This window comes from Croceitalea sp. W27, assembly GCF_055693185.1.
In genome coordinates this window covers 2,779,098-2,805,267 of the sequence record NZ_CM146327.1, presented here as the reverse complement: position 1 = coordinate 2,805,267, position 26,170 = coordinate 2,779,098, and the positions used below count along the sequence as shown (strand labels likewise).

Genomic DNA, 26,170 nt, shown 5'->3' with positions numbered 1-26,170 from the left:
GATTAAAAATATAAATATGAAAGCACCATATAAGAACATATATACCGTCCTAAAACTGAACAGATACATCGTACTGGCAGTTGTCATTTTTGCAATGTTATCCAGTATATTTTCACTTTGGATGGCATTCAGCACCAATCAAAAAGCACTAAATAGTGCCTTTGCTATCAATACTGATGGCAGCATAATCCCGCTGAAACTCGTTACCCAAAAAGAGAATTTTAGGGTCGAAGCGCTGGCTCATTTAGACCTGTTCCACAACTACTTCTATAACATTGATGCTAGTAACTATGAGCGGAATTTGGAAAAAGCACTTTGGTTAGGCAATAGTTCTGTAGACAATCTATACCGTCAGAAAAAAGCGGATGGTGTTTATAACCGATTATTACAGTACTCATTGGTGCAGAAAGTATTGAGTATCGATTCGAGAATTTCAGAAAGCAATGGCACGCACAGTTTCACGACCACAACCATTTTTGAAATCAACAGAGGCTCTATCATCGATACCTACGAATTGGTTTCAAGCGGAAAACTAATCACGGTTGACAGAAACTTTCCAAACAATCCACACGGATTGTTGATTACAAACTATTTCGAGAACACCTTAAAAAAATTAAACGATGAAGGTAGAAAAAAATAAAATTGTCTTTTCGGCAGTATTGGCTGTGATTTTTATATTCCTGATTTCTTATTCCCTATTAGTGATGGGCGATGATGAGAATGAAAACGAAAATCTTGAACAGACTTTAGTCCCAGATTTGGAAGAAAACCAGCAAGAGTACGAATCCAAGCTTGATGCTATCAATGACTTAAAAGAAGTGCGCGAAAATAATGCGCCAAGTATCTATGATGAAAAACTAATCGATTCTTTAGGCTTCTATGACCCAGACCTTCCGGAACGAGAAAAAGAACGTATTGTAGATAGTATTTACAAAGCTGGTAAAATTCAATATTCTGAAAAGCGCTATCAGAACTTTGGACAAAGAAAAGTCGCAGAAAAGAAAACACAAAAAATTGATTCAACCGATATTAAAAGAGAACAAAAAATTGAAGCTAAAGAATTGGGACTCGAACATCAATTGTTCTTTGCAGCCTCACCTAAACCCAATGAGTTTTCTGTTATTGACAATACAGACGAAAATATTTATGTCATCGTCGATGGCGACCAAATCGTAACTGCGAATACGAGATTAAGGATGCGTCTTACTCAATCGGCAACTATTAATAGTAGGCTGATGCCAAAGAATACATTGGTATTTGGATTTATCAGTTTTCAGCCCAATCGTGCGCTAATTGAAATTGAAAATATCAATCATCATCCTACAAAGCTCAAAGCATTCGATTTGCAAGATGGAAGCGAGGGTATTTATGTCGAGAATAACTTTAGAGCGGAAGCAACGAGAGAAGTGCTAGATGATGTCATTGGTGATATTAATATCCCTAGTGTTCCTCAAGTGGGCGGACTTACTCAAGTATTTCGCCGCTCTAACCGAAGAGTAAAAGTAACCGTATTGAACAATTACAGATTAATCCTAAAGCCAAAATTATGAAAGCAACTATTTTAATAATGACTTTATTGATTTCCGTTTTCGCGAAAGCGCAGACAAATTCAGTCCTCGATACCATTTATGCAAACGACACTAAAAATGTAGCTCTATTTTTTCCAGAACCCATACGACAAGGTATAACCGGTTCGGATAATTTTGTCTTTACCTACAATCGTGAAAAAGAACAATATTTTGGACTGTTACAGGCGAAGCCTGGGAAGGAAAGTAATCTACTGGTAGTCAATAGAAATGGTTCAATTTTTTCGTATATTGTAAGGTATAAAAAGCAGCTATCAAAGCTCAATTATTTCATCCCATTATCAGATAGTATCGGGAATGAAAAGCCAATCGTAACCGATTCGATTAAGGCTGAAACTTCTGAAAAAAGCATAGACAACAGAACGTATTATTATCAAAAATTCTGCTCTTATCTTCTCAACAGAAAACAGCGTATAGGTCGAATTAAGAAGCAAAACAAAGGCATTGTTTTGAGTGTTGAGAATATTGTTTTTGATAAAGAAGAACTCTATTTCGTTATCCAGATTGAGAATAATTCCACGTTGGATTACGATATGAATTTCTTGAACCTTTCTATTGAAACTCGACAAAAAGGAAAAAAGAAATCGTTACAGCGTTTGTATCAAGAACCTATTTACAAGCACAATCTGCCGTCAAAAATTGTAGAAGGGCAAACAATAAGATTCGTTTATGTGTTGCCTAAATTTTCATTATCTAATGACCGCAGGGCAATTTTTGGATTGAACGAGAAAGATGGTGAACGAAATATTGAACTGAAAATATCACATAGATATATCAATAACCCAAATTAATAATATTATGAAAGGAATCGTCATTTGCTCACTCGTACTTCTATTTATTTCCTGCTCGGAAAATAAGAATATGTCTCATACAGAAACTGCACAGATTGTTGCGGAAAGCTTTTTCTCAAAAGATGAATCAGTTCTAAAAAAGCATACAACATCAGATGGGTATGCCAGTTTAGTCACGGTTCAAAATATGCTTCCAGATTCCGATAAAGAAATCACAGTAGAAATCTTAGATGAATCTATTGATGGTGAAATTGCTTGGGTGAAATATAAAACGTCTTATGATGGAAAGTCAGGTATCTTTAAGCTCGTAAAAGAAAATGAACAATGGAAAGTGACAAGTAAAGGAGTTAGGGAAAAAGGGCCTTTTTAATGACTATTTATAAGATGTATCTTTACAGTTTGCTTAAATGTGAAGCTATTACTTGCCAATTACCTTCTCTAAACAAATAGGTGTCTGTGTATCTTTGTCTTTGATAAAACTTATTGTTGCTGTTATCACATTCAGTTGTAACTATGCCACGTAGAACGATGACATTTCCATAATCCCTTGCATAGGATTGAGTTGTATATAACTTCATATTTTTACAAGAATCATCATCGTTCTTTAAGTACGCTAAAATGTCTTGCTTTTTTTGTTTGTAACCATTTGGGTAGGTAATTTCAAAATCATCATCAACAATGGTATTCATTTGCGATAAGTCTCTTTCTTCGTAAGCTTTTAGCCAATCTTTTTCAACCTGCATCACTTCCATTATTTTATAAGACTGCCTCCAAGTAATATTTAAAATCCAATTGCTTAAATCTGATAGAAAATAAGGGTGAAATTTTTTGAGCCTTCCTAATTCTGAATCACTTTTAATATTTGCCTGAAGTATCAAATGGCTGGCTTTCTTATAGACTTTTATGACGTTTGATGTATCAATGCTCTTTAGGTTTTTCACGACAGTCGAAACTGGTGTTGAAGCATCCAACTCTCCAAAAACGGCATAGACTTTACCTTTATAATTTTTCCAAGACTCCATTGGATTATAATTCACTTCTAAAGTCTGAAACCAAAATTCTTTTTGTTTTTTATTAAATGAGTTTGAGGGTGGTGGAAAATAGTTTAGAAAATTTGAATTCGCGACTTTTGCCAATTCAGTATCAAGAAGTTCTGTATCCTTTCTATTATAGCTTTTGATATACTCATACAAATACCGCCACGATTTTTTTGCTGAATCAAGTATATTGTCATTTGCCTTGAGGGATTTTAATTCAGTAATATTATTGTAAATATTTTGTTCCCCAGCTGATACGCCCATACCTGCTCCCGAAACACAAAAAATAAATGGGGTGTTAGGTTCTTTCTCTGTAATATTAGCTAAAATCCATCCTGCTTGACTGCTACCTCCATAGCCTATAAAGCTTTTGTCAATATTAGGATGATTTTCAACAGCTTTTTTTGCGTTAATAGCATCTTCGGCTAAATCACTAAATGAAGCGTTTTTCCAATTACCTGATGATTTACCACAACCTCTTTTATCATAGGTTAAAACTGCAATACCATTTTTAACCAGATAATTGGCCATTAATTTTATATAACCTGCATAACCGTTTCTATCTTGATTACCAGAACCGTGAATTAAAATGACTAAAGGATACTTTGTGTTTTTGCCTGGTAACAAGAAAGAACCTTTCAAGAGAGCTTCGTTACTTTTAAACTGAATTGCTTCTTCTAAATAAGGGATTTTGTATGCGTTATAGCTTTTGTTCTTCTGTAAAGCTTTTAATTTGTTAACACCATTATCCTCGTAAAAAATAAAACTTGTTTCTTCTGTACTCGAATCATTTTTTAGTAATGTTGTGAATGTTGTATAAACAGAATCATTTTTTTTGTACAATGCACGATATTCCAGTGTTTGCGGATTATACACATAAGGTTTTATTTCTGATTTACCTACTAAAAACTCGTAACCCAAGTCGGTAGTATAAACTCCTAAAATTTCATTAGGTATATTATTTTGCCCTTCAACTGAATTATATATAAAAAGGAAAAAGAAAAGTGTTTTTAATGTCAAATGTCTCAATGTGATTTTATTATTTTACTATTTTGAACATCGTAATAAAATTGTTCAAAGAATTATCTTCTAAATCAAAATATTAATCTTTAAGTGTATAATTTTCTTTATCTCTTAAGATACTCCAGCCCTTGTTTAATTTTAATTTCCAGCTTTTTCCTTCAATTAAGGTGTCTGATATTTTTAGAGGTTTAGACACGATAACTTTATCCCAATTTGTAGATATTAGAGCACCTTCCTCGACTGATAAAATACCCCAATCATCAATTACTATTAATGTTGGATAATAAGTCCCTAAATTTTCAAGCGGAACTATGTTATTAGGGTTAAACGAGATATTCATATTTTGAAAATTGATTACGAAAACTGTGGAATCTGTGTATGTTTTGTAAAGTTTATTTAATCTTTTTATTCTTTTTTGTTCTCTTTTATTTTCAAAATTTAAAATGTCTGAATACGAGTATTTGTGAATATTCTTTATTTGTTTTATCGACTGAATAGTATCTATAGAGATATTGAATTTTTCTAAAAAATAATCGTTTAAGTTTGTGTTTCTATTAATTTCGTTATGCCAATTAGGATAAATATCCCTTAATATGTAACCGTACATTGGTACGGTATAATAAGCAAAGCTTCTAACGAAAGTTTGGTTAGAATAAGAGGTATTTTTGTTTTGTATTAGATGTTCTAAAGCTTGCTTTCTACACATCCTACTTAAAATTAAAGCAGTATATTCCGCAAGTCCTTCATTTATTTCTAATAGATTTTCTGCTTTCTTTATATCTATATTCTTGTATCTCTTATTTCTGAATAGAAGTGCATCTTTTATAAATAATAATTTTTCGTCTTTGTTTTTACTTTTTACAGCATTCTCTAAAGCTTCTAACTCAAGTTTGAGCAGTAGTCTTCCATTGTAAGTATCTAAATGTTTATTATTTGGTTCTTGAATATTTTCAAAACCAAGCTCTGGTTGTATTCGATGAAATAGTTCGTGGATGATAAGTATATTTTGGCGGCGTAAACTTTTAGGTAATGGCAGCTGTATTTGTGCCCATCTTTTATTATTCCACTCAATTGAAGTATTCGCTAGAGTAATGTTTTTAGGTAATGTATCAATGTAGAACAATTTCTTATTATTGAGTTCATTATCATATACGTTCTCATTTAAATACATTAACCTTCTTTCCGGCTCAACTATCATTACCGGTCCATAAAGTTTTTTACCCCAAAAAGAACTATTATCAATTTTAAGTAGACTATCTACACGTTTGAATGCCAATGAAATTTCTTTATTTATACCTTCATAGTTATCTGAAATTCTTTTTTGATTTTGGTAATCTTTACAAGATGATAATGTAGTTACTATCAAAAAACAATATATTACTAGAACTTTCACTATCAATTTATAATCTTTCCTTTATTAAACATCAGACCAATATTATTCAAGGCATTGAAATTTGACAGAGGATTGTCACCTAACACCAAAAATGACGCTTCACTTCCTTCGGAAAAATCATTTACAGAAGCTTTAGGAAAGAATGTTCTTCGTGTTTGATAAGTGGCTATATCTAATATCTCGGACTTTGGTAAGATGTCATTTTTAAACCAGTATTTTATTTCTTTCAAAGCAGAATCAGCATCGGAACCAATTGCGAATTTAAAACCCTTACTTTTTAGATGATTAACGGTCTTTCTATGAAATTGAGCTACTCGATTATACATAATGCTGTCAAAAGAACCTTCGTAATTATTCTCTGCGGTCCTAACAATAGAATTATCTTCATTTAATGATAGTGACCCAATTATAGTTATCTCTTTTTTATTTATTATTTCTAACTCTTCTTCTGAAAACTCTGGTTGATTAGGTATTTGTTCTTGAAAATTCACATTATAATAGGGCAAATGTGCAAATACATCTACACCCATTCTTAAGCCTAATTTTAAATCATCGAAAGTCTCTATATGAGCAAATACTTTTAATTCCTCTTTATGTGCAAGTTTGCATATGTGCGCTATTACTTCTTTAGATAAAGTTTGTCCATTTGCCGCATCGAGTATGTATATTTTAACAAAATCGGGTTTTGAAGATATGTACTTATCCCATTGGTTTTTTACATCTTCTATGGTATCAAAAAACCAATATGCATTATCCTTCAATAATTTACTTGATTTAATTTTTTTAGTGTTTTCTGGTAGCCACCATTCTTTAATACCCGAAGCATCTCTCTCATAAACAAAACTTGGGTGAGCACCTGTTACAGTAACTCCTCCATTGGCGTAAAGCACTTTAAGTGTTTGTAAACTATCTAAAACCTCTCTATTTCTTTTTACCAAAGAAGTTCTATTGTTTAGCACCATAATATTGAATGTTCCTTCTTTTAGGTAGTTTTTGTAATCTCGATAAAAATCTTCTTGCAAGTCTAATTTGTGTGTATGCGCCTCTGTAAATGGCGGTATTAGGAACTTGTTCTTTAAATCAATTACTGTATCGATTCTGGATGGTTTTTTGAAAGTAAATTTGCCATTGCTGACGAAAATTTTACCTGCTTTTTTAAACTTTCCATTTATAAAGTATTCAAGGTTTTTTATTTCATAAGATGATTCTTGAGAAGTGCAAGAAGTTAGAAATATAACTAAGATTATTGTTAGAATTATTTTAATGTTCATTTTGATTGATGCCTTAAGAAATTTTACCTAATGCTTTCTATTAAGAGAAAAAGCTAATAGATAGTCTAATTTGTGTTTGTCCTTATTTACTGCGTTAACAGCTGTATCTTCAGTAAAATTCATTGTTTTAATAAGATTGATAGATGCTGTGTTTTTAGATTTTATAAAGGCTTTGATATTCTTTAGGCTCATATTCTCAAATCCAAAATCTATAACCTCGCGAATGGCTTCAGACATTAATCCTTTACGTCTATATTCTTGACTATAAATTTCATATCCTATTTCGGCATAATATTGGTTAACATACCAAGTATGAAATCCACACCAACCAATATTTTTAGCTTCTTGCTTATCAAAGATTAAGAAGTAGTGTAATGATTTTTCTTTGTTAAAGAAATCACTTTGATATCGCTCTTTTTCTTTAAGGAAATTATTTTTTGAAAATCCTAAAAGAGATGCGCCATCTTCATAACATAAGGTATTGAAAATAGTATGATAAGAATTAAGCGATATATCTTTAAGTAATAATCTTTTAGTTTTTATGATATATCTATGCTCTAAAACCAAATTATTTTTTCATTAACCCAGATAAATATTCTTCCACTTCTTTGTGCTCCTCTTTTTTTGCGATATCTAACGCTGTATCGCCATTTTTCATTTTTAGAGAAATATCTGCATCATTATCGACTAACAGCTTAATTATTTTTAGATTGTTGCGATGTACTGCTGAATGAAGTGCCGTAACACCGTCCATTTGTATGGCATTTACATCAACATCATTTTCTATAAATAATTTGCAGAGTTCCAAATTCTCTTTTGCAACAGCTGAATGAAGAGCATTAACTTTTGATGCATTTGTAGCAGGTATATTGGGGTTTGCTCTATGCTTAATTAATAGCTTGCCTATTTCTGTTTGATTGAAGAAAGCGGCAAGTGATAGCGGCGTAAAACCATCATTAGAGTAGGTATTTACAATATCACTCTTTTTATTTTTTATGTAATCTTCAACCGCATCAATTTTACCACAGACAATAGCTTCGTGAAAGGTAAATGATTCTTTTAATGCGACAGCCTCGGCAAAAGCATCTTTTAGCTCACTGTAGGCTAGAAGCATTAGTCCGGAACTGCCGTTTGTATCGGTTAGACTAAGAACTTCAGGGTTTTCTTTAATAAAGGTTATGGCTTTTTTGGTATCCTTGTTTTTAATTAGTGTTTTGAGTGAGTCTATCATATTAGTTGAATTGGCGGTGAAACTAATGAACGAACAAAAAAATAGTGTGATAATAGTTTTCATATCAATTGAATTTGATACAAAAGAACATATCGAACCTTAGAAAGGCTTACTATATATCACCTTTTCTAAGGTCGGCTGGAGCAAGCCCAACTATACTCTTAAAATAGCTACTAAAATTACCAAAACTTGAATACCCAACATCCAGTGCTATATCCTTTATACTCTTGTTAGTTTCCAACACTTGGCGTTTTGCTTCTTGAATTCGTTTTTTAGAAATGTATTGAAACGGAGTAAGCCCGAATACCTGCTTAAAATTGCGTAAAAGATGATTTTCGGATAATAAGCCTACTGCAGAAAGGTCTGATAATCTCAGGTTTCTAGAATAGTTACAATCCAAATAATCTTTTACAAAACAAAGTCGCTGGTATAACTCTTCTCGCGTTGATTTTCTTTTTGAAGCAAGTTGTTCCGTATCAAAGTATGTTCTAGAATTTTGTGCCAAAACGGCATACAGCAATTGTTGATACCATTCATCTTTTTCTAAATCTTCTATACTGTGAGCAAACTTTGTTCTCCCAATATTTAGTAGTCGAGAAACTGCTCCGTTGTGCCTATAGTTTCTTTCAAATAGTCGAATCCCTTGTTCGTATTTTACGTTAAAATCAAGCAAATGCTCATCTGTAGCGCTAATTTCAGAAACCAATTTTGATATAAATTCTGGGGCAAAAAATGTGCAAAAAGATTCCGTCTCATTTTGTGTATCGATTGTCAATCGATATTTTGTGCACTCATTGAGTATTAAGTAATTCGTTTTATCTACTTCATACTCTCTTTGCTTCACTTGATAGTTTGCCTTGCCATTATAAAAGGATTTTATAGAAAGAAAGCATTCGCCATACCATTGGTACTGTTTTGCTTTTTGGTGTATGACGAAGTTGTTTTTCAATGGTATCGAATGGTGTTTTTGCTTGCCTATAAATCTAGTAAAAATATTAAACTAGGTTTTCAAGAGGAGAATAAAGGAAGATGTTTATTTAAAAATAGATTTAACTTCATTATAAACCCTCTCAAAATTTGCCGCTAAATCAGCAGCAGAAAATTGTTTAGACTCCTTTGGCAACTCTCTTTGAATATCAGCCAATTTAAACTGAACTTTCTTATCCTTTCCATCGGCATAGGTAATAAACTCGCCTTGCTTTAACCTAAAGAAAACATCTGCTCTAATTTTTGGAATTTCCTTTTCTCCAGTCGTAATCCGTGTATCAAAATCCAGATTATGCCCACGACTTATGCTTTTCGTTGGGTCTTTGATAATTTCAAAAAAGCGTTCGTAGTATTTAGCGGTGTCTGGGTCATTTACCTTACCAAAAAACTGGTAGGACAAATTGCTCAATATGGCTTTGCTTGCTTTGTCTCCATACATCATATCATTCTGGATTTTGTCCTGCATCACGTAAATGGTGGCAATATCATAACTACGTAATGTTGCTGGAATACGGTGCATATTCAAAAGGCGAATTGTTGGTGCTTCTTCCATTAATAAAAATGAAGGCTTAGAATTTCGCACACTCATTTGTTTGGTAATTGTATGAATAATGGTGGCAATTACTGGCGAATAAGATGTCTCATATTTTGGATTGTTCACTACAGAAATAATAGCAGGATTTTCTTCACTGTTTATATTCAATGGAACTTCATCTACAGACAGTACCATAAAAATACGCTGCGTGCTAATGCGTTTTAATGCATTAGCCAAAGTACTTTTTACGCCAGCTGTCTGTCTGTCCGAATCTTTACCACTTATAAAAGCATCTGCCATAGCTCTTGATGTGGTATTAGTTTCCAAAAACTGGATAAGACTATCCGTGTCCAATAATTGATAAATTGCGATTAAATGAGGTAGCGTACAGTATTTAGGATAGTCCGTTTTCAGTTTCCAAATCAACCCACCGATTAATCCTTCAGCTGCATCGTTAAAGAATTTTGTCGTACCTGTTGTTCCAGATTCCCGTTGTTCCAAGAGGTTTTCAATTAATACTCTAGAAACTTCATTTACGCTTTCCTCATTCTCTAAATAACGTGGCGCAATAGGATTCACTCGATGAATGATTTTATCAAAGGAAATAACCCTAAATGGAATATCACTATCCTTAAAAAGCGGATAAGCCATTTCTGTCAATTCAAAATCTTTATAGTCGTGGATGATTCCACAAAAACGCTCTTTCCTAAAATGTTTTAGAAATCCATATACAATGCTTTCGGTTTTTCCGCTTCCTGCAGAACCGATTATGGATGCACCTCGCTTAATGTTATCAACTTCAAATTTCCCTGATTTAGTTGAGAATTTTACTTGATATTTTCTATCCCTTTTGCTAGTTGGTTCATTATCATAAAAGGCATAAATCAATATTACTAATGATAGAACAGGCACTACAACATAAATAACTATTTCTGCCAATGACCAACTCATATCCCTATCGAACTTGATTTTATTGCCACTTCCGCACCACGTCTTAATCTTTTAAATACCCGAAGTGCAATTTGAGCTTGACTTACTGGAATACTAGGAATTACTGGCAATCCCGTCTTTGTAATCATTTTAAAAGCCAATGCTTTTTCATTAGCTGGAAGTTTCATCAAAGCAGCAAAGTAGAGTTTGGGATTTTTTACAAAATCCTTTTTTGCCTTATAAGTTTCTGCATAATTGCGCTTATAACCAAAGGTCTTATCAAAAGTCTTTTCTGATTTTTCAAAGAACTTGTCTCTGTCAAAACCACGTTTTACATTTTTGCCGTGCATCTCAACCTCTGAAGCTTTGTGTTTACTTCCTGGAGAAAGACTGACCGAATTAGAAGCATCTTTTCGGCTAACGATAATATGAACATGGCTTTGATTACCTGTTTTTGGCATTCCCTGGACAATCCGTTTTCCATTTTGTTGATGTGGCGCTTGGCGTTCCAGTTTGGCTATTTCCTTTTCTATCTTTTTAATATTCCCTTGATTTCGCCCTTCTTCAATATTTCGGATATCGGTTTTGAGTTGAAGTATTTTTGTGGCATATGGTTGATTTTCTCGAATCTGAATATCCGTACCCTTGAACGTTCGTTGATGCTCAATTTTAGCATAGTATTTTATATCATCGATGGTAATAGGTCTTCCATTAATTTCTCTGTTGAAGCTGGCAACATAATCCTTCATCAGCTCACGAGTGTAGGTTTTTAAATCTTGACTACTGTTTTGAAGTTTACGCAATTCATACTTTGACGGGCTCACAGTAATTGAATAAAATTTCGGTTCTTTCTTTTTCAATTTTGCGGTATTACCATCAATCTCTTTTACCACTTCTTCAGCGGAAATCTCATCGCCATATTGATTAAAAAAATGTTCCATATCCTGTTGTTCCAAGCCTTGATTTTCTTTCTCTAAATACCCAACAAAATCAGCTGAACTTTGCGAGTAATTAACTCCTAATTTTTGAGGTGTTATTGTGATGTACATAGCCCAAAAATTAATGTTCGTTTTTTATATTTCGCTTTTCTCGAAAGCGCACTTCTTTGTTTTCATTGTCATATTTCTTTTCTACAATGAGTGGTTTTTTATTAGGTTCTTCCATTTCAAAAAGTCTTTGAATCATCGCCACGGTAGGTTTGGTTTGGGTCTTCTCTACGTCTCGCATTATGGCAATAACCGCATTGATTCTTTTTAATAATTTAGCTTCGATAGTACGTCCTGTTGGTCCTAATTTTTCCTTTGGCGAAATTTCATTGTAGAAGAAAAAATCAAGCATTGTGGACATTGCTTCTGTATGCGATTTGAAGTATGTGCGTGAAAAAGTTTGGAAACGCTTTGCGGTTTCTTTTTTGAATCTAATTCCAGTAAATGAGTCCATATTTCGCCGATTTGTCGCAAAATCCTCCCTAAAAATGGATGTTACCAGCCCGTTTGTCGCAAATCGTTGATTGTCAAGAAATTAAAATAATTTTAATTATTTGATTTTCAGTCAATTAAAAACGAAAAGGAATCCGAAACATCGCGCAGCGTGTTACCCTCTTGCTATTCCTTTTCGTCACGCGCAAGCGTGACAAAAATCCATACAACCCGGCTAAAAAGCCGATTGCCATTTTCAGGGAAAATGATTTTCCGATATGTTATTTTTCGATGTGTAAGGGTATCGGCGAAAGTCGAAAATTGGATAACCTTACTTAAAATTGAATGCTGAATTTCAGCGAAATAAAGATAGTGATTTATTATTGATGTAGAATGAATTACACACAAAAACACCTCTAAAATTTTAGAGGTGTCTGTTTCATTTCTATTAAAAACTATGGATTGAAAACGTAGGTATAGGAATATAAATTCCGAAGTGCTTCCTCTTCAATCATCGTTTCAAAACAGCCATAATTTTCTGTTACGTATTTGCGAATGTTATCCCCAAATTTTCGTTGCACATCCGCTTTAGAAGTTTCTAAAAGTCGGTTTTGAGCTTCCTCGCTCAAGTCTGTAAAATTGAGATATACCACGGTCCAAAATTTTAATATTCGCTAGGTAACATCAACGTATCATTTACAAAAAATAATCGCAATTCATCCAGCGGAAAATCGGTTGCCCTATAGCCGTGTTTTTGCAAAATATTATCATTGCCATCGCTATAAATTATCTCAGCTTCATAACCTGTAAAATCTTGTGTTTCTTCAGACAATCTTTTGAAGTCGATGGTTATAAATTCGCTTCGGTTCATCAGACTTTTTGCAATTACCGACGTGTCCGTAATGAGCCAAAAACATTCGGCAACCTCGGTAAGGTATTTAAGTCCATCGGTAAATCTTGTTCTAATAAGCGGTATGGAATAGAACATTTCTGTTCCGCTAAAATATTGCAATCGCTCTTTTATTTCGTTAATTTTTGTATTCATTGTTTGCTTTTTTTAAGTGTGAATAATGAAAAAGAGGGCGCATCTTTCGACGGTTACGCCCTCTTTCATTTTTAACTATTACTTGTCGTCTTTGCTTCCAAGTAATAGGATTTCGTCTGCTACCACTTCGGTAACATAGCGTTGGTTTCCATCATCGGTTGTGTAGGTTCTTGTTTTCAGTTTCCCTACAATGCCAACTTCTTTACCTTTGCCAACATATTTCTCTACGATTTCGGCAGTCTTGCCCCAAGCTACGATAGTGTGCCAATCGGTATCGGTCTGCTTTTCGCCTTTGCTGTCTTTGTAGTTTACATTTGTGGCTAGTGAAAAACGGGCTACTTTCTTTCCGCTTTCAAGGTTCGTAATAGTTGGTTCTTGTCCAACGTTTCCAATTAACTGTACGTGATTTTTAATAGTACTCATAATAAAATATTTAAGTGATTTATATTTCCCCTATTGATTTAAAACAGATTAAATTTTAAGGGGTGTTTGTTCTTTTCTTTCGTGCACAGCACAATGGATAGAGTGGGTTTTGTCAAGACTTTTAGGGAATAAATCAGGTGTGTTTGCGACGTAGTAAATTCCTTGGAATTTCAAGGAAGTAGAAACCTTATTTTTCACTAAAACTTTGTACAGTCTTGACAAGTTCAATAAGGGCATTAGCAATTCTTTTAAACGCAGTTGCGTTTGAGCGTACCGACAGTTAAGCGAAATAAGTAGCTGTGGTTAAATTAGAATTGGTTATGCACTGCCTGTTTTTCGACGCCCCGAAAAACAATAAAGGCTTTATCCATTATAAACCCCTTAAAATGTGTAAGACAGCGGTTTGGTTTTTAAGGATTTTCGAGTGAAGGCTCAAGAAGACTTCGCCGAAAATCTTGTTAAGAAAACCGAAGTGATGGCTTTCCGATGAAAAGCGGACTTGATTCACAATTTTGGCTCGGGAATGTAGTGTTCCTTCCCAGAGCAGCGGGAAGGGTTAACGGAATGGAAAGCCAAAATTGGGGATTGTGTCCAAGATATTTTGAAGTGAAGCTCTTTTCCGTAATGTAGCTTTTTGCGAAATGCAGGAAATGTGCTGAGTGGCATAAATATCTCATTATCAAAAAAATATATTCAAACCAAGAAAACGACGGGTCAACGACGGGTAAAATAATTTGGTAAAATTTGTCAGTATTAAGTCAAAACATTTAATTGCGTGAAAAGTAAAATAATTGATTAAACAACCAGAACTAGGAATAAAGATTGCGGCGTTAAGAAAGTCCAAACACATTACTCAAGAAAATCTTGTGGAACGCTCTGGTATAAGTGTAAGAACTATACAACGGATAGAGAACGGCGAAGCCAACCCTAGAAATCATACTATAGAAAAAATACTTTCAGCACTTGACAGTGATATGAGTGTATTTGAGGTTGATGAATCCAGTTCCAAAAAATCATCTAAATGGTTGACTATATCTTGGATTGCTGGAATAGTATATTTACTACTAGGCTTCATAGAAGGCCCAATGGATTTTACCCGCCTTTTGAAAGATACCGAGTTAATAGAAGTGATGGAATCAAGTTTTATTCCAATAGTAGATTACAGTAACAACTTTTATCTCATTACAAAGCTTTTGGTAATGCTTAGCTATGGATTGTTTATTTATGGTTTTATAGCTATTGGCACTCGCATCAAATCGCTCCTATTGAAAATCATATCTATTGTTTTGTTGAGCGCAATGGTGTTGATTCTAAGTTACGATATCATCTCACTTTATCATGATTCATTAAATAACATTGTGTTGCAAATGATTATTTCGACTGCATTCGGTGTATTGAGTATAATTTTTGGTATTGGGCTAATCAAACTTTATTCTTCATTAGGTCTCATTTGTGTTTTCGCTGGAGCACTAGAGATTATCGCTGGTATATTTTTTCTATTTGCAAACCCCATAGGGTTTCCTATACAGATGTTAGCTGGCCTACTTGAAGTCATAATTATCTATAAGATGGCTCAAATGTTCAATAACGAAACTCAATTTTTCACTACATAAGCACAATAAAACTAAAATGACATTAAAAAAACAGCTAACACTATCTATTTTAAGTTTCTTTATTACAAGTCCACTAATTTTTGCTCAAAATATAGCGTCTAATACTACTACCCATAAAACTATTCAAAACCAAACGAATAAAATCTTTGACAGCCTGGTGAAAATTCGCAGAGATTTACATGAATACCCTGAACTATCAGGACAAGAAAAGAGAACCTCAAAGAAAATAGCAAATTATTTATTGTCTGTTGGACTCGAAGTAAAAACCAATGTAGGCGGATACGGTGTAGTTGGCATCCTAAAAGGGAATAAAGAAGGAAAACGGATTGCCTGGAGAGCAGACATTGATGCACTGGCGTCTAAAATTCCAGATGTGGTGGATTTTGAATCAAAGAACGATGGAGTTCGCCATATTTGTGGCCATGATGTGCATACGACTATTGGCTTAGGTATAGCCAATGTCTTGGCGAGCCAAAAAGATAATCTGGCGGGAACCGTTTATTTTATATTTCAACCCTCGGAAGAAAACCTAAAAGGAGCAAAAGCAATGATTAATGATGGCTTGTTCGATAGCATAAAACCCGAGGAAATTTACGGGCTACATATGAGCCCTTGGCCAACTGGAACAATTATTACCAAACCCAACGAGCTATACGCCAGTGCAGACAAACTACAAATCACATTTGATTCGAAGATTGATAAAGACGAAGTATTCAACTATATAAAAGAGCAAATCTCAAATCTAAATACAATTCCAAAAGATAGTAGATTTTGGAATTTTGATAATCTTGGCGACCCAGAAATCGGACTTGAAAGTCAGAATACGATATACAGGGACTATATTTTGGTAAGTGAAACCATCAACCTAGAAAACACAAAAAATGGAATCGTAATAAATGCTGAAATTGAATCGAGCAGTAGCGAAACAATGGCTCTTGTGTTAAGTGAATTAAAAGAAAATATCAAGGCCTCAAAATATGGAAAACAGCTAAAAGAAATTGATTTCACCTACAAAGAGAATGTGGTCAATAATGACAAAGAACTCACCGCTACTACTGCGAAAAGTATTGCTGACATTTATGGAAAAGAAGCTGTTATTCCAATATATGGAATTATGCCTGGTCGAGCTGATGATTTTGCAGATTTTCAAAGTAAAATACCTGGCGCATACTATTTTCTTGGAGGAGCCGATTATCAAAAAAATATCATTTCATTGCCTCATGCACCCTATTTTGCGGTTGACGAAAACTGTATCAAAATCGGGGTCAACTACTTTTCATCCATGATTTGGGAGCGATTAACTGAATAGAAATCATTTCAATCACGGTGTTTTTTTAACATAAAATTAAAAAGTTGATTCTTGAAATTGTGTCTAGAGTTACTTTAAAAACAAGGGTATGAATTAAGATGAATAAAAGAAAATTAAAAAAATGGGGACTATGGTTTCTAATCCTTATAGTGGTAACGTCAGTAACTTCTATCGTCTGGGTAAACCATCAACTTATAGCAATACAAGGTAGTTACACCAAGCTCGTTGACCCGACCACGTATGTGAGCACTGAACCAAAAGTTGTCATAACGAACGTAAATATTCTTGCAACAGATTGTAGCCACTTCATTCCAAATCAGACAATACTACTTGAAAATGGAAAAATAATTAAGATAGGTCAGGACTCATTAAAAATCAATGACCATACTGTAATTGACGGAACCGGTAAATACTTAATTCCCGGCCTTGTAGATGCCCATGTTCATTTAAAAGATAGTAAAAATGATTTATTGCTTTATTTGGCAAAAGGTGTTACCCATGTCAGAGAAATGACAGGCAATAAAACCCATATTCAATGGCGAAACGAAATCAATAAAGGTGCTATCGGACCCAAAATATTTGTGAGTTCTGAAAAAGTGAATAGCAAAAGTGGTTTTAGTGGGTTCTTTGAAAGCTGGACTAGAAATAGAATAAATTATGCTTCCGTTAAAGGTGCTAAAAAGGTTATAAAAAACCTTTCCGAAGATGGATTCGATGCGGTCAAGATAAGTAGTCATCTAAACCAATCCATGTTCGAAATCACCATAGAAATGGCAAAAGAGTACAATATTCCTGTTTTAGGCCATATTCCAAATGGTGTAAAACTAGAAGATGTTTATAGTTCTGGAATGGTAGAAATTGCCCACGTAGAGGAAATCGTAAAAAGCACTATGAACGACTTTAGAGATTCAGGACAAACAGGGAATGACGCATATCTTGGTTATTTGGAAACACGATGTGATGACATTGCCAAACAGCTCGCAAAAAATAAAATAGCCGTAGTAAGTACGATATGGTTGATGGAAAGTCTTCCAGAACAAAAATTAAACCTAGAAACGTTTATAAAACGAATCCCTCTAAACTATGTCAATCCCGCTTTAATAGAAGGCACCAATCTAAGCAAAGGTTGGTTGCCAGGTAATAATAGCTATGAGGTATCAGAAGAAGTTAAAGCAGATAAAACGGAAAACGCAGCTGAAAAGGCATTTTGGGATACCTATGTTGCCGCAATTCATATGGTCACTAAAGCATTGTGCAAAAACAATGTTGTTTTAATGGCAGGTACCGATGCAAATACGGCATTAACAGTTCCAGGGTTTTCGCTTCATGACGAGTTGGAATCTTTAAGTAGAATAGGTATATCCAATGGCAAAGTCTTGTATTCCGGAACTCGCGCCCCGGCTGAATGGATGAATTCAAATAGTGGAGAGATAAAAGTAGGTTTCAATTCCGATTTGATTTTATTAAAAGGCAACCCACTGGACGACATTACCGAAATAAGGAATATCGAAGCGGTGTTTTTTGGAAAATTTGCTATGCAGAAAGACCAAATAAATGCGCTGCTAAATGCTATTAAAGAAAAAAACAATGAGAGCAGGACTATGGACCTAGAACCTTACTTGAATTAGTAATAAAAACTAAAACATATAGAAAAAGAATGAAACTTAAATTTAGAAAAAAAACAATTATCAAAGTTATAATAGGCATTTTTATACTGATTGCCTTAGGTTTGGGGGGCGAATACCTATGGTCTGGCCATCAAATGAAAAAACATACAGGTAGTTTAACCAAAGTTATTGACCCAACTTCTTATTTTGATTCCTATGAAATTATTGGAATAAAAAACGTCAATATTTACACAAAGGACAGCGCATCTTTCGTCACAAGAAATATTGTGTTAAAAAACGGAAAAATAGATGCCATAAATGATGTAACAGACCTACAATCGAATATTGATTATATCAATGGCGCGGATAGATATTTAATACCTGGTCTGGTGGACACACACGCTCATTTATTGAATAGTAAAAATGACCTATATCTGTATTTAGCTAATGGAGTGACTTCAATTGCTGAAATGTTTGGTACCGACACTCATCTTGAATGGAAAAAAGAAGCAAAAAATGGTGCCATAAGTCCTAATATGTATGTAGCTTCTAGCAAAGTAGGAAGTCAAAAGGGCTTCAGTGCCGAAATGAGTAAAAATTACGGAGGTGCTATCCACTACCAAACTATTGAAGAGGCACGAGAAGGCATTGCTACATTCAGGAAGGAAGGATATGATGCCATAAAGTTGGGCAGTATGCTCAATACGGAAACCTATACAGCCATAATCGATGAAGCTAAAAAACAAGATATCCCCGTCATAGGACATTTGTCCTATGAAATTCCTTTAGAAACCCTTTATTCATCTGGGCAATCGCAGTTGGCCCATGTTGAGGAAATTACCAAAAGTACTATGGAAGCCTTTGGTGGTGTAGCTTATGGTGATGAAGAAAAGTATCTCGATTATCTCAAAAAAAATGCCGATAGCATTGCCATTAAGCTGAGAGAAAATAACATTGCAGTTTCAACGACTATTTGGTTAATGGAGAGTCTACCCAAGCAGAAATTCGATTTGAATAATTTTGTAAGGACTATAGAACTTAAGTACGCAAATCCAGGGGTGATTGAAGGTTCGGGCTTGCGCCAAGGTTGGTTGCCAGGCAATAACGAGTATGAAAACCCCGAAATATTACAAGATGCTGAACGATTAAAAAAATCTAAAACATACAATGATGCTTATGTAAAAGCCATTCAAATAATGAGTAGTGCTTTGGCCAGAAACAATGTTACTGTTCTTGTGGGAACAGACACCAATGTCGCAGGTGTAGTACCCGGTTTTTCATTTCACGATGAAATGAAGTCGCTATCAAATGTAGGTTTCACAAACCGACAAATTCTTGATGCCTCAACCATAGTTCCAGCCAAATTCATGAAAATGAAAATAGGAAAAATTGAAGTCGGTTATGAATCAGATTTAGTCCTACTTTCTAAAAACCCCCTTGAAGATATTGCAAACTCAAAATCCATAGAAATGGTTTTTTTTGATAAGTATCGCATTGATGAAAACGGAATAAAAAAACTTCTCAATAAAATTGAAGACGTGAACAATGATACTAGGAGTGTTGAAATAAATGCGTATCTAAAATAAACAGAAGTTCTTGCAAAGAGAATTTTTTGAAATCATAGACGCAAAGAATAAATTTATGAAATATCTTTTTTTAATATCAGTACTGTTTTTTTCATGTAAGGGTAAACAAGAGGAATCAAAAACTAGTAAGGGGAAGCAATACGTTGAGAACATTGCTGAAGTAGAAATACCTACTCAAAAAATAGAACAATTCATTGAAGATAAAATGAAGGCAATGAATATTCCTGGTCTATCTATGGCAATTATTAATCAGGGCGAAATTGCATATCACATTACTAAAGGATATGCAATTGTTGAAGACAACAAAGAAGTAAATGAACAGACGATATTTGAGGGGGCTTCCATCTCTAAGCCGATGTTTGCCTATTTGGTCATGCAGTTAGTTGATGAAGCAAAGTTAGAACTAGATAGACCATTGTATCAATATGTTGACCAACCTTTTCCTGGGCTGGAAAACACAGATGAAGACTACAAAGAGATTACTGCTCGTATGGTCCTTTCTCATAGTACAGGATTTCCCAATTGGCGTGGTAACTCAGAATTGAACACTCAATTTAAACCAGGAACTAAATTTGGATATTCAGGTGAAGGTTACCAATATTTAGTATATGTAGTTCAATCAATTCTTGACACCGATTATAGAGGTTTAGAATTATATTTTCAGGAAAAAGTTGGTCTTCCCCTTAAAATAGAAAACACGACCTATATTCCAAATTCCCAAACTCTAAAAAACAAAGCATCAGCTTATAAAAGCGGAACGCTAATACCCAAACAAGAAAATGCTCAGGAATTTAATGCTGCTGCGGGAATTCATTCAGAGGCCATGTCCTATTCAAAATGGCTAATAAATTTGATGAATAAAAAAGGCTTGACAAAAGAAAGCTACTATGAATTGTTTACAGACCAAATTGCTACACCAAAATCAGAATGGTTTACAAAGGTTGGCATCACAAATTGGACGTTAGGATTTGCAAAACATAAGTTTGATTTTCTTAAAATCCCTATTTACGGTCATATTGGAAATAATGAAGGGTTTACAAGTCTTTTCTTAATGGACCTAAATAAAAAATGGGGAATGGTAATCTTTACCAATGCAGACCAAGCTGGTGATTTTGGATTTGAACTGTTTAAATACCTGAACAATGAAAATCTACCATTATAATGATTCATCCATCTATCTCCTAAACGAACTTAAAAATGGATATGAAAAAATTATTACTTCCTTTTACTTTTCTATTGATCATAAATAGTTGTTTTGGTCAAAAGCCTAGGGCTAGAGATTTAGGTGTCCCTTTTATAGGAACACCCGGAAAATTAAATAGTATTACCGACGTTGCCGGTGTTGAAGTAGGCTATAGTACGATTATCGAAGGTAAAGGAGAAAACACTATTGGCAAAGGTCCAATACGAACTGGCGTTACGGCAATTTTTCCAAGGGGCAAAGTCAAAAAATTCAGTCCTGTGTATGCCAATTGGTATAGCTTGAATGGTAATGGGGAAATGACAGGAACAACCTGGGTAACGGAATCAGGCTTTTTAGAAACCCCAATTATGATAACCAATACCAACAGTGTTGGGGTCGTTAGAGATGCTGTTCTAAAATGGTACGTAGACACAGATTGGTATAGCGGTGAAGACTGGTGGTACACCTATCCGGTGGTTGCAGAAACCTACGATGGGTTTCTAAATGATATTTATGGTTTTCATATCAAAGAAAAACATGTTTTGGAAGCTATTGATAATGCATCGACTGGAAAAATTGCTGAAGGAAACGTAGGAGGCGGTACTGGAATGATGTGTTTGGGTTTCAAAGGGGGCACTGGAACAGCTTCTAGAATGGTTAAAATAAAAGATTCGACTTATACCTTGGGCGTATTGGTACAGTCTAATTTCGGTGCAAAAAAGAACTTGACTATTGCGGGAGTACCTGTGGGGAGGGAATTAAGAGATACATTGAATTATGTGAACAACGCCCCGCCCAAATCGCGAAGGAAAGAAGGTGATGGATCAATAATTGTTGTAGTTGCAACTGATGCCCCACTATTATCACATCAATTAAAACGAATTACACAAAGAGTCCCTTTAGGAATTGCCTTGGTTGGCGGATATGGAAGTAATGGTTCTGGCGATATTTTCATTGCCTTTTCAACGGCCAATGAGAATGCTTTTAGTAGAGATGAAATAACGGTAATTGAAACCCTTCCTAATGACCATATGACACCTCTTTTTGAAGCAACTGCCCAGGCTGTTGAAGAAGCGATTATTAATGCAATGATAGCAGCAGAGACCATGGAAGGAATTAATAAAAACAAAGCCCACGCAATACCTCATGATTTATTGATAAATGTTCTAAAGAATTGTAACAAGATGAACTGAGAGGTTTATATGACTGCAATTTTGCAGTTAAAAAAAGTGCTGGCGATGAGATTTAGATTAAACAATTTGTAACAGTACAGCATAATAAATTGGATGCTTTTCTCTGTAATAAGCCAAGTGACTTTCTGTACCTTCAATGGTGTAATTTTCTTTACTTAATTGATAATGTGCTTCAGCTTCTTGTAAGGAAATTTTGGGTTTTTCAGATAACTGTTTCATAATAAGAAATTTTTGATTAAACAATATTTGAGCAGTACCCAAACGGAAGCTAAAATCTCATCTCAAAAGGAAACGGAATAAATAAGCGAGGGAAGAAGAAGAGGCTTTATGCCGTAGTCTTTTGATGGGTGTATTTTACGAGTTTAACTTGCGGGTATATTGTATGATAATAAACTCACACTCGAAGAACTAAAGATGAGAAAACGCAAATTTATTAATCTCTAATAGAAGAAATAGGGTTTGATTTCAAATAAATGCAGATAATATCAATCTATAACTAGTCCTGAAAAAAGTAGAAATGTTGTACCCATGTTGTACCCAAACAAAAAAACCTCTCATTTCTGAGAGGTTTTATGACTGCAAATTATCAGTTGAAAAAGTGCGGGCGGGGAGACTCGAACTCCCACACCTCGCGGCACCAGATCCTAAGTCTGGCGTGTCTACCAATTCCACCACGCCCGCTTTTTCAATATTTTAAGAACTTTTATTAGGTTAAATCCTAAGTCTAGCGTGTCTACCAATTCCACCACGCCCGCAATAGTCCCAATAATAATCGGGATGCAAATATAAATCAATTTTCGAATTGTGAAATAGCAATATTTAAAAACTTCTTTTTGTAATTTTAGCTTCCGATAAAAAAATACATGGGTCAAATAAAAAATTACATTACCGAAAACAAGGAAAGATTTCTAAATGAGCTAGTTGAACTCTTAAAAATTCCATCTATTAGTGCTGACACTGCCTATGCCAAAGATGTAATTGCAGCTGCAAAATTTGTTGAAAAATCGTTACAAGAAGCCGGTTGCGATAGCACTGAGATTTGCCAAACCAAAGGATACCCTGTTGTTTATGGTGAAAAGATTATCGATAAGAATTTACCAACGGTTTTAGTATATGGCCATTATGATGTACAACCGCCAGACCCAGTGGATTTATGGGATTCTCCTCCGTTCGAACCTGTAATTAAAAAGACCGAACTTCACCCAGAAGGTGCAATTTTCGCTCGCGGCTCTTGTGACGATAAGGGGCAAATGTATATGCATGTCAAAGCTGCAGAATTTATGATAAAAAATAATGAGCTGCCCTGTAATGTGAAATTTATGATCGAGGGAGAAGAAGAGGTTGGCAGCGATAGCTTAGCAGAATTCTTAGAAGATCATAAGGAAAAATTATCCAACGACATTATACTTATTTCCGATACGGGAATGATTGCTAACGATGTGCCATCCATTACAACGGGCCTGCGTGGTCTAAGTTATGTTGAAGTTGAAGTGACGGGACCAAATCGTGACCTACATTCAGGCATTTATGGCGGTGCCGTACCTAATCCGATAAACGTACTGAACAAAATGATTGCCTCTTTGCATGATGAGAACAATCATATCACCATTAAAAACTTTTATGATAAAGTAGCGGAAGTTTCAGCAGAGGAACGAGCTGAAATGGCAAAAGCGCCTTTTAATTTAGAAGATTATAAAAAAGCACTAGATATTGGGGATGTTCAAGGTGAAAAAGGATATACTACTTCAGAGCGTTACTCCATAAGACCAACATTAGATGTTAACGGAATTTGGGGAGGCTACACAGGTGAAGGTGCAAAAACCGTGATCGCAAGCAAGGCCTATGCAAAAATTTCAATGCGATTGGTACCTCATCAAGACCCTGATGAAATTACAGAGTTATTTACCACGCATTTTGAGTCTATTGCTCCAAAAGGTGTTAAGGTAAAGGTCACACCGCACCACGGTGGTCTGCCTTATGTGACCAATATGGACAGCCTTGGGTACAAAGCTGCAGCAAAAGCCTATGAGACTACTTTTGGTAAAACCCCGATTCCTGAGCGAACCGGTGGAAGCATTCCTATTGTAGCACTTTTTGAGCAGGTTTTAGAAAGTAAAACTATTTTAATGGGCTTTGGGTTAGATAGTGATGCCATTCATTCGCCAAACGAACATTTTGGAGTTTGGAACTACCTAAAAGGCATTGAGACCATTCCTTATTTCTATAAATATTATACCGAGCTTTCTAAATAAGCCAAAAAGCTTCTAAAAGGAGTATGCTATTAACTCAAGAATATAAAGCGAATTGGGGATCTGCTAAAAAAGCATTATTCAAATTTGTATTCTCCTACTTCGTGCTTTATATCTTTTTAATTTTTTTTAGTGGTTTTGTGGAAGGCCCTACCAGATGGTTTGGCGGTTTACTTGGCATTAATTATAGTTACGAAGCAAGTGGTTATGGTAGTGGTGACAATACCTATGCCTACGCTACCCTTTTCATGAACTTTATTCTGGCAATAGTGATTGCCCTTTTATGGATTGTGTTTGACCGTAAGCGCAAGAGTTACAATCAACTGATGTACTGGTTTATTGTAGTCTTAAGAATCTTCCTCATATTCTTTATGTTTACCTATGGCTTTGTAAAGGTGATACAGTTGCAATTTCCTTACCCTTCGCTTACCCGAATGATGCAACCCTTGGGAGAATTTTCACCCATGGGCTTAGCCTGGACATATTTGGGATACTCAAAAGGCTTCAATCTTTTTATGGGTATTATGGAAATTACCGGTGGTCTACTCTTAATACCTCGAAGAACATCCACCTTGGGGGCTTTTGTAACGATGGGTGTAATGATCCATGTAGCTGTTATGAACTTTATGTTCGATATTCCGGTCAAGATATTTTCGGTACACCTAACCCTTATGGCATTGTTTATTTTTAGTACCGATATCAAAAGGTTTATTAATGTCTTTATAAATAACAAACCGACCGAAGCTTATGAATTCTTTAACCCAATAAATGATAAAACGTATCACAGGGTCATTTTCTGGACAAAACTAACGTTAACCGTCGTGCTGATTGGTTTGTTTTTAATGAGGGGTTATGGTAATGATAGAAGTAAAAACAGCAAAAAACCATATCTATATGGTATTTGGGAGGTTACCCATTTCATAAAAGAAAACGATACCTTACCTCGCTTGGTAACCGATAAAAATCAATGGCGCTATCTTATTATTGACCGTAAGGATAGGGCAACCATAAAAATGATGGATGACAAAAAATACAATTACACTTTTAAACCTGACTCCATTAGTGAAAAAGCAGCACTTTATGCCCCAGGAGAAAGAAACGAGACTCCAAATTTCACCTATGAGCTTTTAAATTCTGAAACTTTAAAACTAAATGGCGAAATTTATTTGTACAATCATGAAATCATCTTGAAACGAAAGAATTTGGATAGCTTATTGCTTTATTCTAGAGGTTTCAACTGGATTAATGAAAGGCCTTTCAACCGATAAATTTTCTAGCTTCTTAGCCATTTAGCAACAAATAAAGTCTTTCTTATTCCATTTTTTTTACTCTACACTTGTAGAATTTAAATATTTATTCTATGTTTGTAGAGTTAATTCTAATCTTGTAGAGAATGCAGTTATCGAAAACCGAAGAGGAACTTATGAATATTCTATGGAAGCAGAAGAAGGCCTTCATGAAAGATTTATTAGATGCCTATGCAGAACCAAAGCCGGCGACCACAACAGTGGCGACCTTACTTAAGAGAATGGCGGATAAAGGTTTTGTGGCTTATAAAAGTTTCGGTCGTTCAAGAGAATATTATCCATTGGTTAAAAAGAAAGATTATTTCTCTAAACATGTAAACGGACTTATTAAAAACTTTTTTAATGACAGTCCGAGTCAATTTGCTTCATTTTTCACCCAATCAACCGATTTAAGCAAAGATGAATTGGAAGCCTTAAAGGCCCTAATCGATAATGAAATTAAAAAGAAATAAT

General features: G+C 34.7%; 26 protein-coding genes and 1 tRNA gene. 13 read left to right on the top strand and 14 right to left on the bottom strand.

All coding sequences use genetic code 11. The annotated features are described in order from the left end of the window. Positions 1–16: 16 nt before the first annotated feature. The 4 genes from ACZ1GR_RS12645 to ACZ1GR_RS12630 all read left to right on the top strand — a co-directional run bounded on the left by ACZ1GR_RS12645 (position 17) and on the right by ACZ1GR_RS12630 (position 2,747). Positions 17–640 carry a conjugal transfer protein TraK gene (locus ACZ1GR_RS12645; protein ID WP_472609324.1) on the top strand — a complete coding sequence of 208 codons (624 nt, stop codon included), beginning with the start codon at positions 17–19 and terminating at the stop codon, positions 638–640. Continuing rightward, positions 621–1,550, top strand: coding sequence for a conjugative transposon protein TraM (traM, locus tag ACZ1GR_RS12640; RefSeq protein ID WP_472609323.1), 930 nt, complete (start codon positions 621–623; stop codon positions 1,548–1,550). Before ACZ1GR_RS12645 ends, traM begins: the two co-directional genes overlap by 20 nt. Beyond that, on the top strand, positions 1,547–2,377 hold the full coding sequence (locus tag ACZ1GR_RS12635; protein ID WP_472609322.1) for a DUF4138 domain-containing protein: 831 nt from the start codon (positions 1,547–1,549) through the stop codon (positions 2,375–2,377). Before traM ends, ACZ1GR_RS12635 begins: the two co-directional genes overlap by 4 nt. Before the next feature lie 70 nt (positions 2,378–2,447). Further along, positions 2,448–2,747: a hypothetical protein gene (locus ACZ1GR_RS12630; protein ID WP_472609321.1), complete on the top strand. Its 300-nt coding sequence runs from the start codon at positions 2,448–2,450 to the stop codon at positions 2,745–2,747. Positions 2,748–2,769: 22 nt separating this feature from the next. Here ACZ1GR_RS12630 and ACZ1GR_RS12625 read toward each other — a convergent pair whose 3' ends face one another. From ACZ1GR_RS12625 to ACZ1GR_RS12570, 12 genes are all read right to left on the bottom strand, one after another. Continuing rightward, on the bottom strand, positions 2,770–4,443 hold the full coding sequence (locus ACZ1GR_RS12625; RefSeq protein WP_472609320.1) for a DUF4440 domain-containing protein: 1,674 nt from the start codon (positions 4,441–4,443) through the stop codon (positions 2,770–2,772). 73 nt (positions 4,444–4,516) lie between these two features. Further along, positions 4,517–5,803 (bottom strand): hypothetical protein, encoded by a 1,287-nt coding sequence (locus tag ACZ1GR_RS12620; RefSeq protein ID WP_472609319.1) that lies wholly within the window; start codon positions 5,801–5,803, stop codon positions 4,517–4,519. Positions 5,804–5,832: 29 nt separating this feature from the next. Further along, the gene (locus ACZ1GR_RS12615; protein ID WP_472609318.1) at positions 5,833–7,101 is read right to left on the bottom strand and encodes a hypothetical protein; all 1,269 of its coding nucleotides are present in this window, start codon (positions 7,099–7,101) and stop codon (positions 5,833–5,835) included. Positions 7,102–7,128: 27 nt separating this feature from the next. Next, entirely contained in the window at positions 7,129–7,668 is a 540-nt protein-coding gene (locus ACZ1GR_RS12610) for a GNAT family N-acetyltransferase (RefSeq protein WP_472609317.1), read from the bottom strand. A gap of 1 nt (position 7,669) precedes the next feature. Beyond that, positions 7,670–8,332 carry an ankyrin repeat domain-containing protein gene (locus tag ACZ1GR_RS12605; protein ID WP_472609316.1) on the bottom strand — a complete coding sequence of 221 codons (663 nt, stop codon included), beginning with the start codon at positions 8,330–8,332 and terminating at the stop codon, positions 7,670–7,672. Positions 8,333–8,444: 112 nt separating this feature from the next. Continuing rightward, complete coding sequence (locus tag ACZ1GR_RS12600; protein WP_472609315.1) at positions 8,445–9,281, bottom strand: helix-turn-helix domain-containing protein; 837 nt, start codon at positions 9,279–9,281, stop codon at positions 8,445–8,447. An 84-nt stretch (positions 9,282–9,365) separates the two neighbouring features. Continuing rightward, positions 9,366–10,805 carry a type IV secretory system conjugative DNA transfer family protein gene (locus ACZ1GR_RS12595; protein ID WP_472609314.1) on the bottom strand — a complete coding sequence of 480 codons (1,440 nt, stop codon included), beginning with the start codon at positions 10,803–10,805 and terminating at the stop codon, positions 9,366–9,368. Further along, positions 10,802–11,833, bottom strand: a complete 1,032-nt coding sequence (gene mobB, locus ACZ1GR_RS12590) for a MobB family relaxase (protein WP_472609313.1) — start codon at positions 11,831–11,833, stop codon at positions 10,802–10,804. The genes ACZ1GR_RS12595 and mobB overlap by 4 nt, the downstream gene beginning before the upstream one ends. Before the next feature lie 10 nt (positions 11,834–11,843). Next, positions 11,844–12,224, bottom strand: a complete 381-nt coding sequence (locus tag ACZ1GR_RS12585) for a BfmA/BtgA family mobilization protein (RefSeq protein ID WP_472609312.1) — start codon at positions 12,222–12,224, stop codon at positions 11,844–11,846. A 433-nt stretch (positions 12,225–12,657) separates the two neighbouring features. Then, the gene (locus ACZ1GR_RS12580; protein ID WP_472609311.1) at positions 12,658–12,855 is read right to left on the bottom strand and encodes a hypothetical protein; all 198 of its coding nucleotides are present in this window, start codon (positions 12,853–12,855) and stop codon (positions 12,658–12,660) included. A gap of 11 nt (positions 12,856–12,866) precedes the next feature. Next, entirely contained in the window at positions 12,867–13,247 is a 381-nt protein-coding gene (locus ACZ1GR_RS12575; protein ID WP_472609310.1) for a DUF6876 family protein, read from the bottom strand. Between the two features lie 78 nt (positions 13,248–13,325). Next, positions 13,326–13,670, bottom strand: coding sequence for a single-stranded DNA-binding protein (locus ACZ1GR_RS12570; RefSeq protein WP_472609309.1), 345 nt, complete (start codon positions 13,668–13,670; stop codon positions 13,326–13,328). A gap of 791 nt (positions 13,671–14,461) precedes the next feature. On the opposite strand from ACZ1GR_RS12570, the gene ACZ1GR_RS12565 reads away from it, so the two are divergent. From ACZ1GR_RS12565 to ACZ1GR_RS12540, 6 genes are all read left to right on the top strand, one after another. After that, entirely contained in the window at positions 14,462–15,283 is an 822-nt protein-coding gene (locus ACZ1GR_RS12565; protein ID WP_472609308.1) for a helix-turn-helix domain-containing protein, read from the top strand. Positions 15,284–15,299: 16 nt separating this feature from the next. After that, positions 15,300–16,592, top strand: a complete 1,293-nt coding sequence (locus ACZ1GR_RS12560; protein WP_472609307.1) for a M20 metallopeptidase family protein — start codon at positions 15,300–15,302, stop codon at positions 16,590–16,592. Between the two features lie 98 nt (positions 16,593–16,690). After that, positions 16,691–18,220 (top strand): amidohydrolase family protein, encoded by a 1,530-nt coding sequence (locus ACZ1GR_RS12555; protein ID WP_472609306.1) that lies wholly within the window; start codon positions 16,691–16,693, stop codon positions 18,218–18,220. A gap of 29 nt (positions 18,221–18,249) precedes the next feature. Beyond that, complete coding sequence (locus ACZ1GR_RS12550) at positions 18,250–19,785, top strand: amidohydrolase family protein (protein WP_472609305.1); 1,536 nt, start codon at positions 18,250–18,252, stop codon at positions 19,783–19,785. Between the two features lie 55 nt (positions 19,786–19,840). Continuing rightward, positions 19,841–20,947, top strand: a complete 1,107-nt coding sequence (locus ACZ1GR_RS12545) for a serine hydrolase domain-containing protein (protein ID WP_472609304.1) — start codon at positions 19,841–19,843, stop codon at positions 20,945–20,947. 41 nt (positions 20,948–20,988) lie between these two features. Beyond that, the gene (locus tag ACZ1GR_RS12540) at positions 20,989–22,161 is read left to right on the top strand and encodes a DmpA family aminopeptidase (protein WP_472609303.1); all 1,173 of its coding nucleotides are present in this window, start codon (positions 20,989–20,991) and stop codon (positions 22,159–22,161) included. 57 nt (positions 22,162–22,218) lie between these two features. Here ACZ1GR_RS12540 and ACZ1GR_RS12535 read toward each other — a convergent pair whose 3' ends face one another. After that, a complete protein-coding gene (locus tag ACZ1GR_RS12535; protein ID WP_472609302.1) occupies positions 22,219–22,380 on the bottom strand; it encodes a hypothetical protein in 162 nt (53 codons plus the stop codon). A 380-nt stretch (positions 22,381–22,760) separates the two neighbouring features. Beyond that, positions 22,761–22,842, bottom strand: a tRNA-Leu gene (locus ACZ1GR_RS12530). 182 nt (positions 22,843–23,024) lie between these two features. On the opposite strand from ACZ1GR_RS12530, the gene ACZ1GR_RS12525 reads away from it, so the two are divergent. From ACZ1GR_RS12525 to ACZ1GR_RS12515, 3 genes are all read left to right on the top strand, one after another. Next, positions 23,025–24,413, top strand: coding sequence for a dipeptidase (locus tag ACZ1GR_RS12525; protein WP_472609301.1), 1,389 nt, complete (start codon positions 23,025–23,027; stop codon positions 24,411–24,413). A gap of 23 nt (positions 24,414–24,436) precedes the next feature. Continuing rightward, on the top strand, positions 24,437–25,678 hold the full coding sequence (locus ACZ1GR_RS12520) for a DoxX family protein (RefSeq protein WP_472609300.1): 1,242 nt from the start codon (positions 24,437–24,439) through the stop codon (positions 25,676–25,678). Between the two features lie 125 nt (positions 25,679–25,803). Continuing rightward, a complete protein-coding gene (locus ACZ1GR_RS12515) occupies positions 25,804–26,169 on the top strand; it encodes a BlaI/MecI/CopY family transcriptional regulator (RefSeq protein ID WP_377768072.1) in 366 nt (121 codons plus the stop codon). Position 26,170 lies beyond the last annotated feature (1 nt).

Excerpts from the sequence above, each read along its gene's own strand:
- ACZ1GR_RS12520 (WP_472609300.1), top strand. The coding sequence starts at position 24,437 with ATGCTATTAACTCAAGAATATAAAGCGAATTGGGGATCTGCTAAAAAA.
- ACZ1GR_RS12635 (WP_472609322.1), top strand. The coding sequence starts at position 1,547 with ATGAAAGCAACTATTTTAATAATGACTTTATTGATTTCCGTTTTCGCG.
- ACZ1GR_RS12645 (WP_472609324.1), top strand. The coding sequence starts at position 17 with ATGAAAGCACCATATAAGAACATATATACCGTCCTAAAACTGAACAGA.
- ACZ1GR_RS12605 (WP_472609316.1), bottom strand. The coding sequence starts at position 8,332 with ATGATAGACTCACTCAAAACACTAATTAAAAACAAGGATACCAAAAAA.
- ACZ1GR_RS12570 (WP_472609309.1), bottom strand. The coding sequence starts at position 13,670 with ATGAGTACTATTAAAAATCACGTACAGTTAATTGGAAACGTTGGACAA.
- ACZ1GR_RS12515 (WP_377768072.1), top strand. The coding sequence starts at position 25,804 with ATGCAGTTATCGAAAACCGAAGAGGAACTTATGAATATTCTATGGAAG.
- ACZ1GR_RS12615 (WP_472609318.1), bottom strand. The coding sequence starts at position 7,101 with ATGAACATTAAAATAATTCTAACAATAATCTTAGTTATATTTCTAACT.
- ACZ1GR_RS12525 (WP_472609301.1), top strand. The coding sequence starts at position 23,025 with ATGGGTCAAATAAAAAATTACATTACCGAAAACAAGGAAAGATTTCTA.
- ACZ1GR_RS12575 (WP_472609310.1), bottom strand. The coding sequence starts at position 13,247 with ATGAATACAAAAATTAACGAAATAAAAGAGCGATTGCAATATTTTAGC.
- ACZ1GR_RS12560 (WP_472609307.1), top strand. The coding sequence starts at position 15,300 with ATGACATTAAAAAAACAGCTAACACTATCTATTTTAAGTTTCTTTATT.
- ACZ1GR_RS12595 (WP_472609314.1), bottom strand. The coding sequence starts at position 10,805 with ATGAGTTGGTCATTGGCAGAAATAGTTATTTATGTTGTAGTGCCTGTT.
- ACZ1GR_RS12555 (WP_472609306.1), top strand. The coding sequence starts at position 16,691 with ATGAATAAAAGAAAATTAAAAAAATGGGGACTATGGTTTCTAATCCTT.
- ACZ1GR_RS12630 (WP_472609321.1), top strand. The coding sequence starts at position 2,448 with ATGTCTCATACAGAAACTGCACAGATTGTTGCGGAAAGCTTTTTCTCA.
- ACZ1GR_RS12585 (WP_472609312.1), bottom strand. The coding sequence starts at position 12,224 with ATGGACTCATTTACTGGAATTAGATTCAAAAAAGAAACCGCAAAGCGT.
- traM (WP_472609323.1), top strand. The coding sequence starts at position 621 with ATGAAGGTAGAAAAAAATAAAATTGTCTTTTCGGCAGTATTGGCTGTG.
- mobB (WP_472609313.1), bottom strand. The coding sequence starts at position 11,833 with ATGTACATCACAATAACACCTCAAAAATTAGGAGTTAATTACTCGCAA.
- ACZ1GR_RS12550 (WP_472609305.1), top strand. The coding sequence starts at position 18,250 with ATGAAACTTAAATTTAGAAAAAAAACAATTATCAAAGTTATAATAGGC.
- ACZ1GR_RS12545 (WP_472609304.1), top strand. The coding sequence starts at position 19,841 with ATGAAATATCTTTTTTTAATATCAGTACTGTTTTTTTCATGTAAGGGT.
- ACZ1GR_RS12535 (WP_472609302.1), bottom strand. The coding sequence starts at position 22,380 with ATGAAACAGTTATCTGAAAAACCCAAAATTTCCTTACAAGAAGCTGAA.
- ACZ1GR_RS12540 (WP_472609303.1), top strand. The coding sequence starts at position 20,989 with ATGAAAAAATTATTACTTCCTTTTACTTTTCTATTGATCATAAATAGT.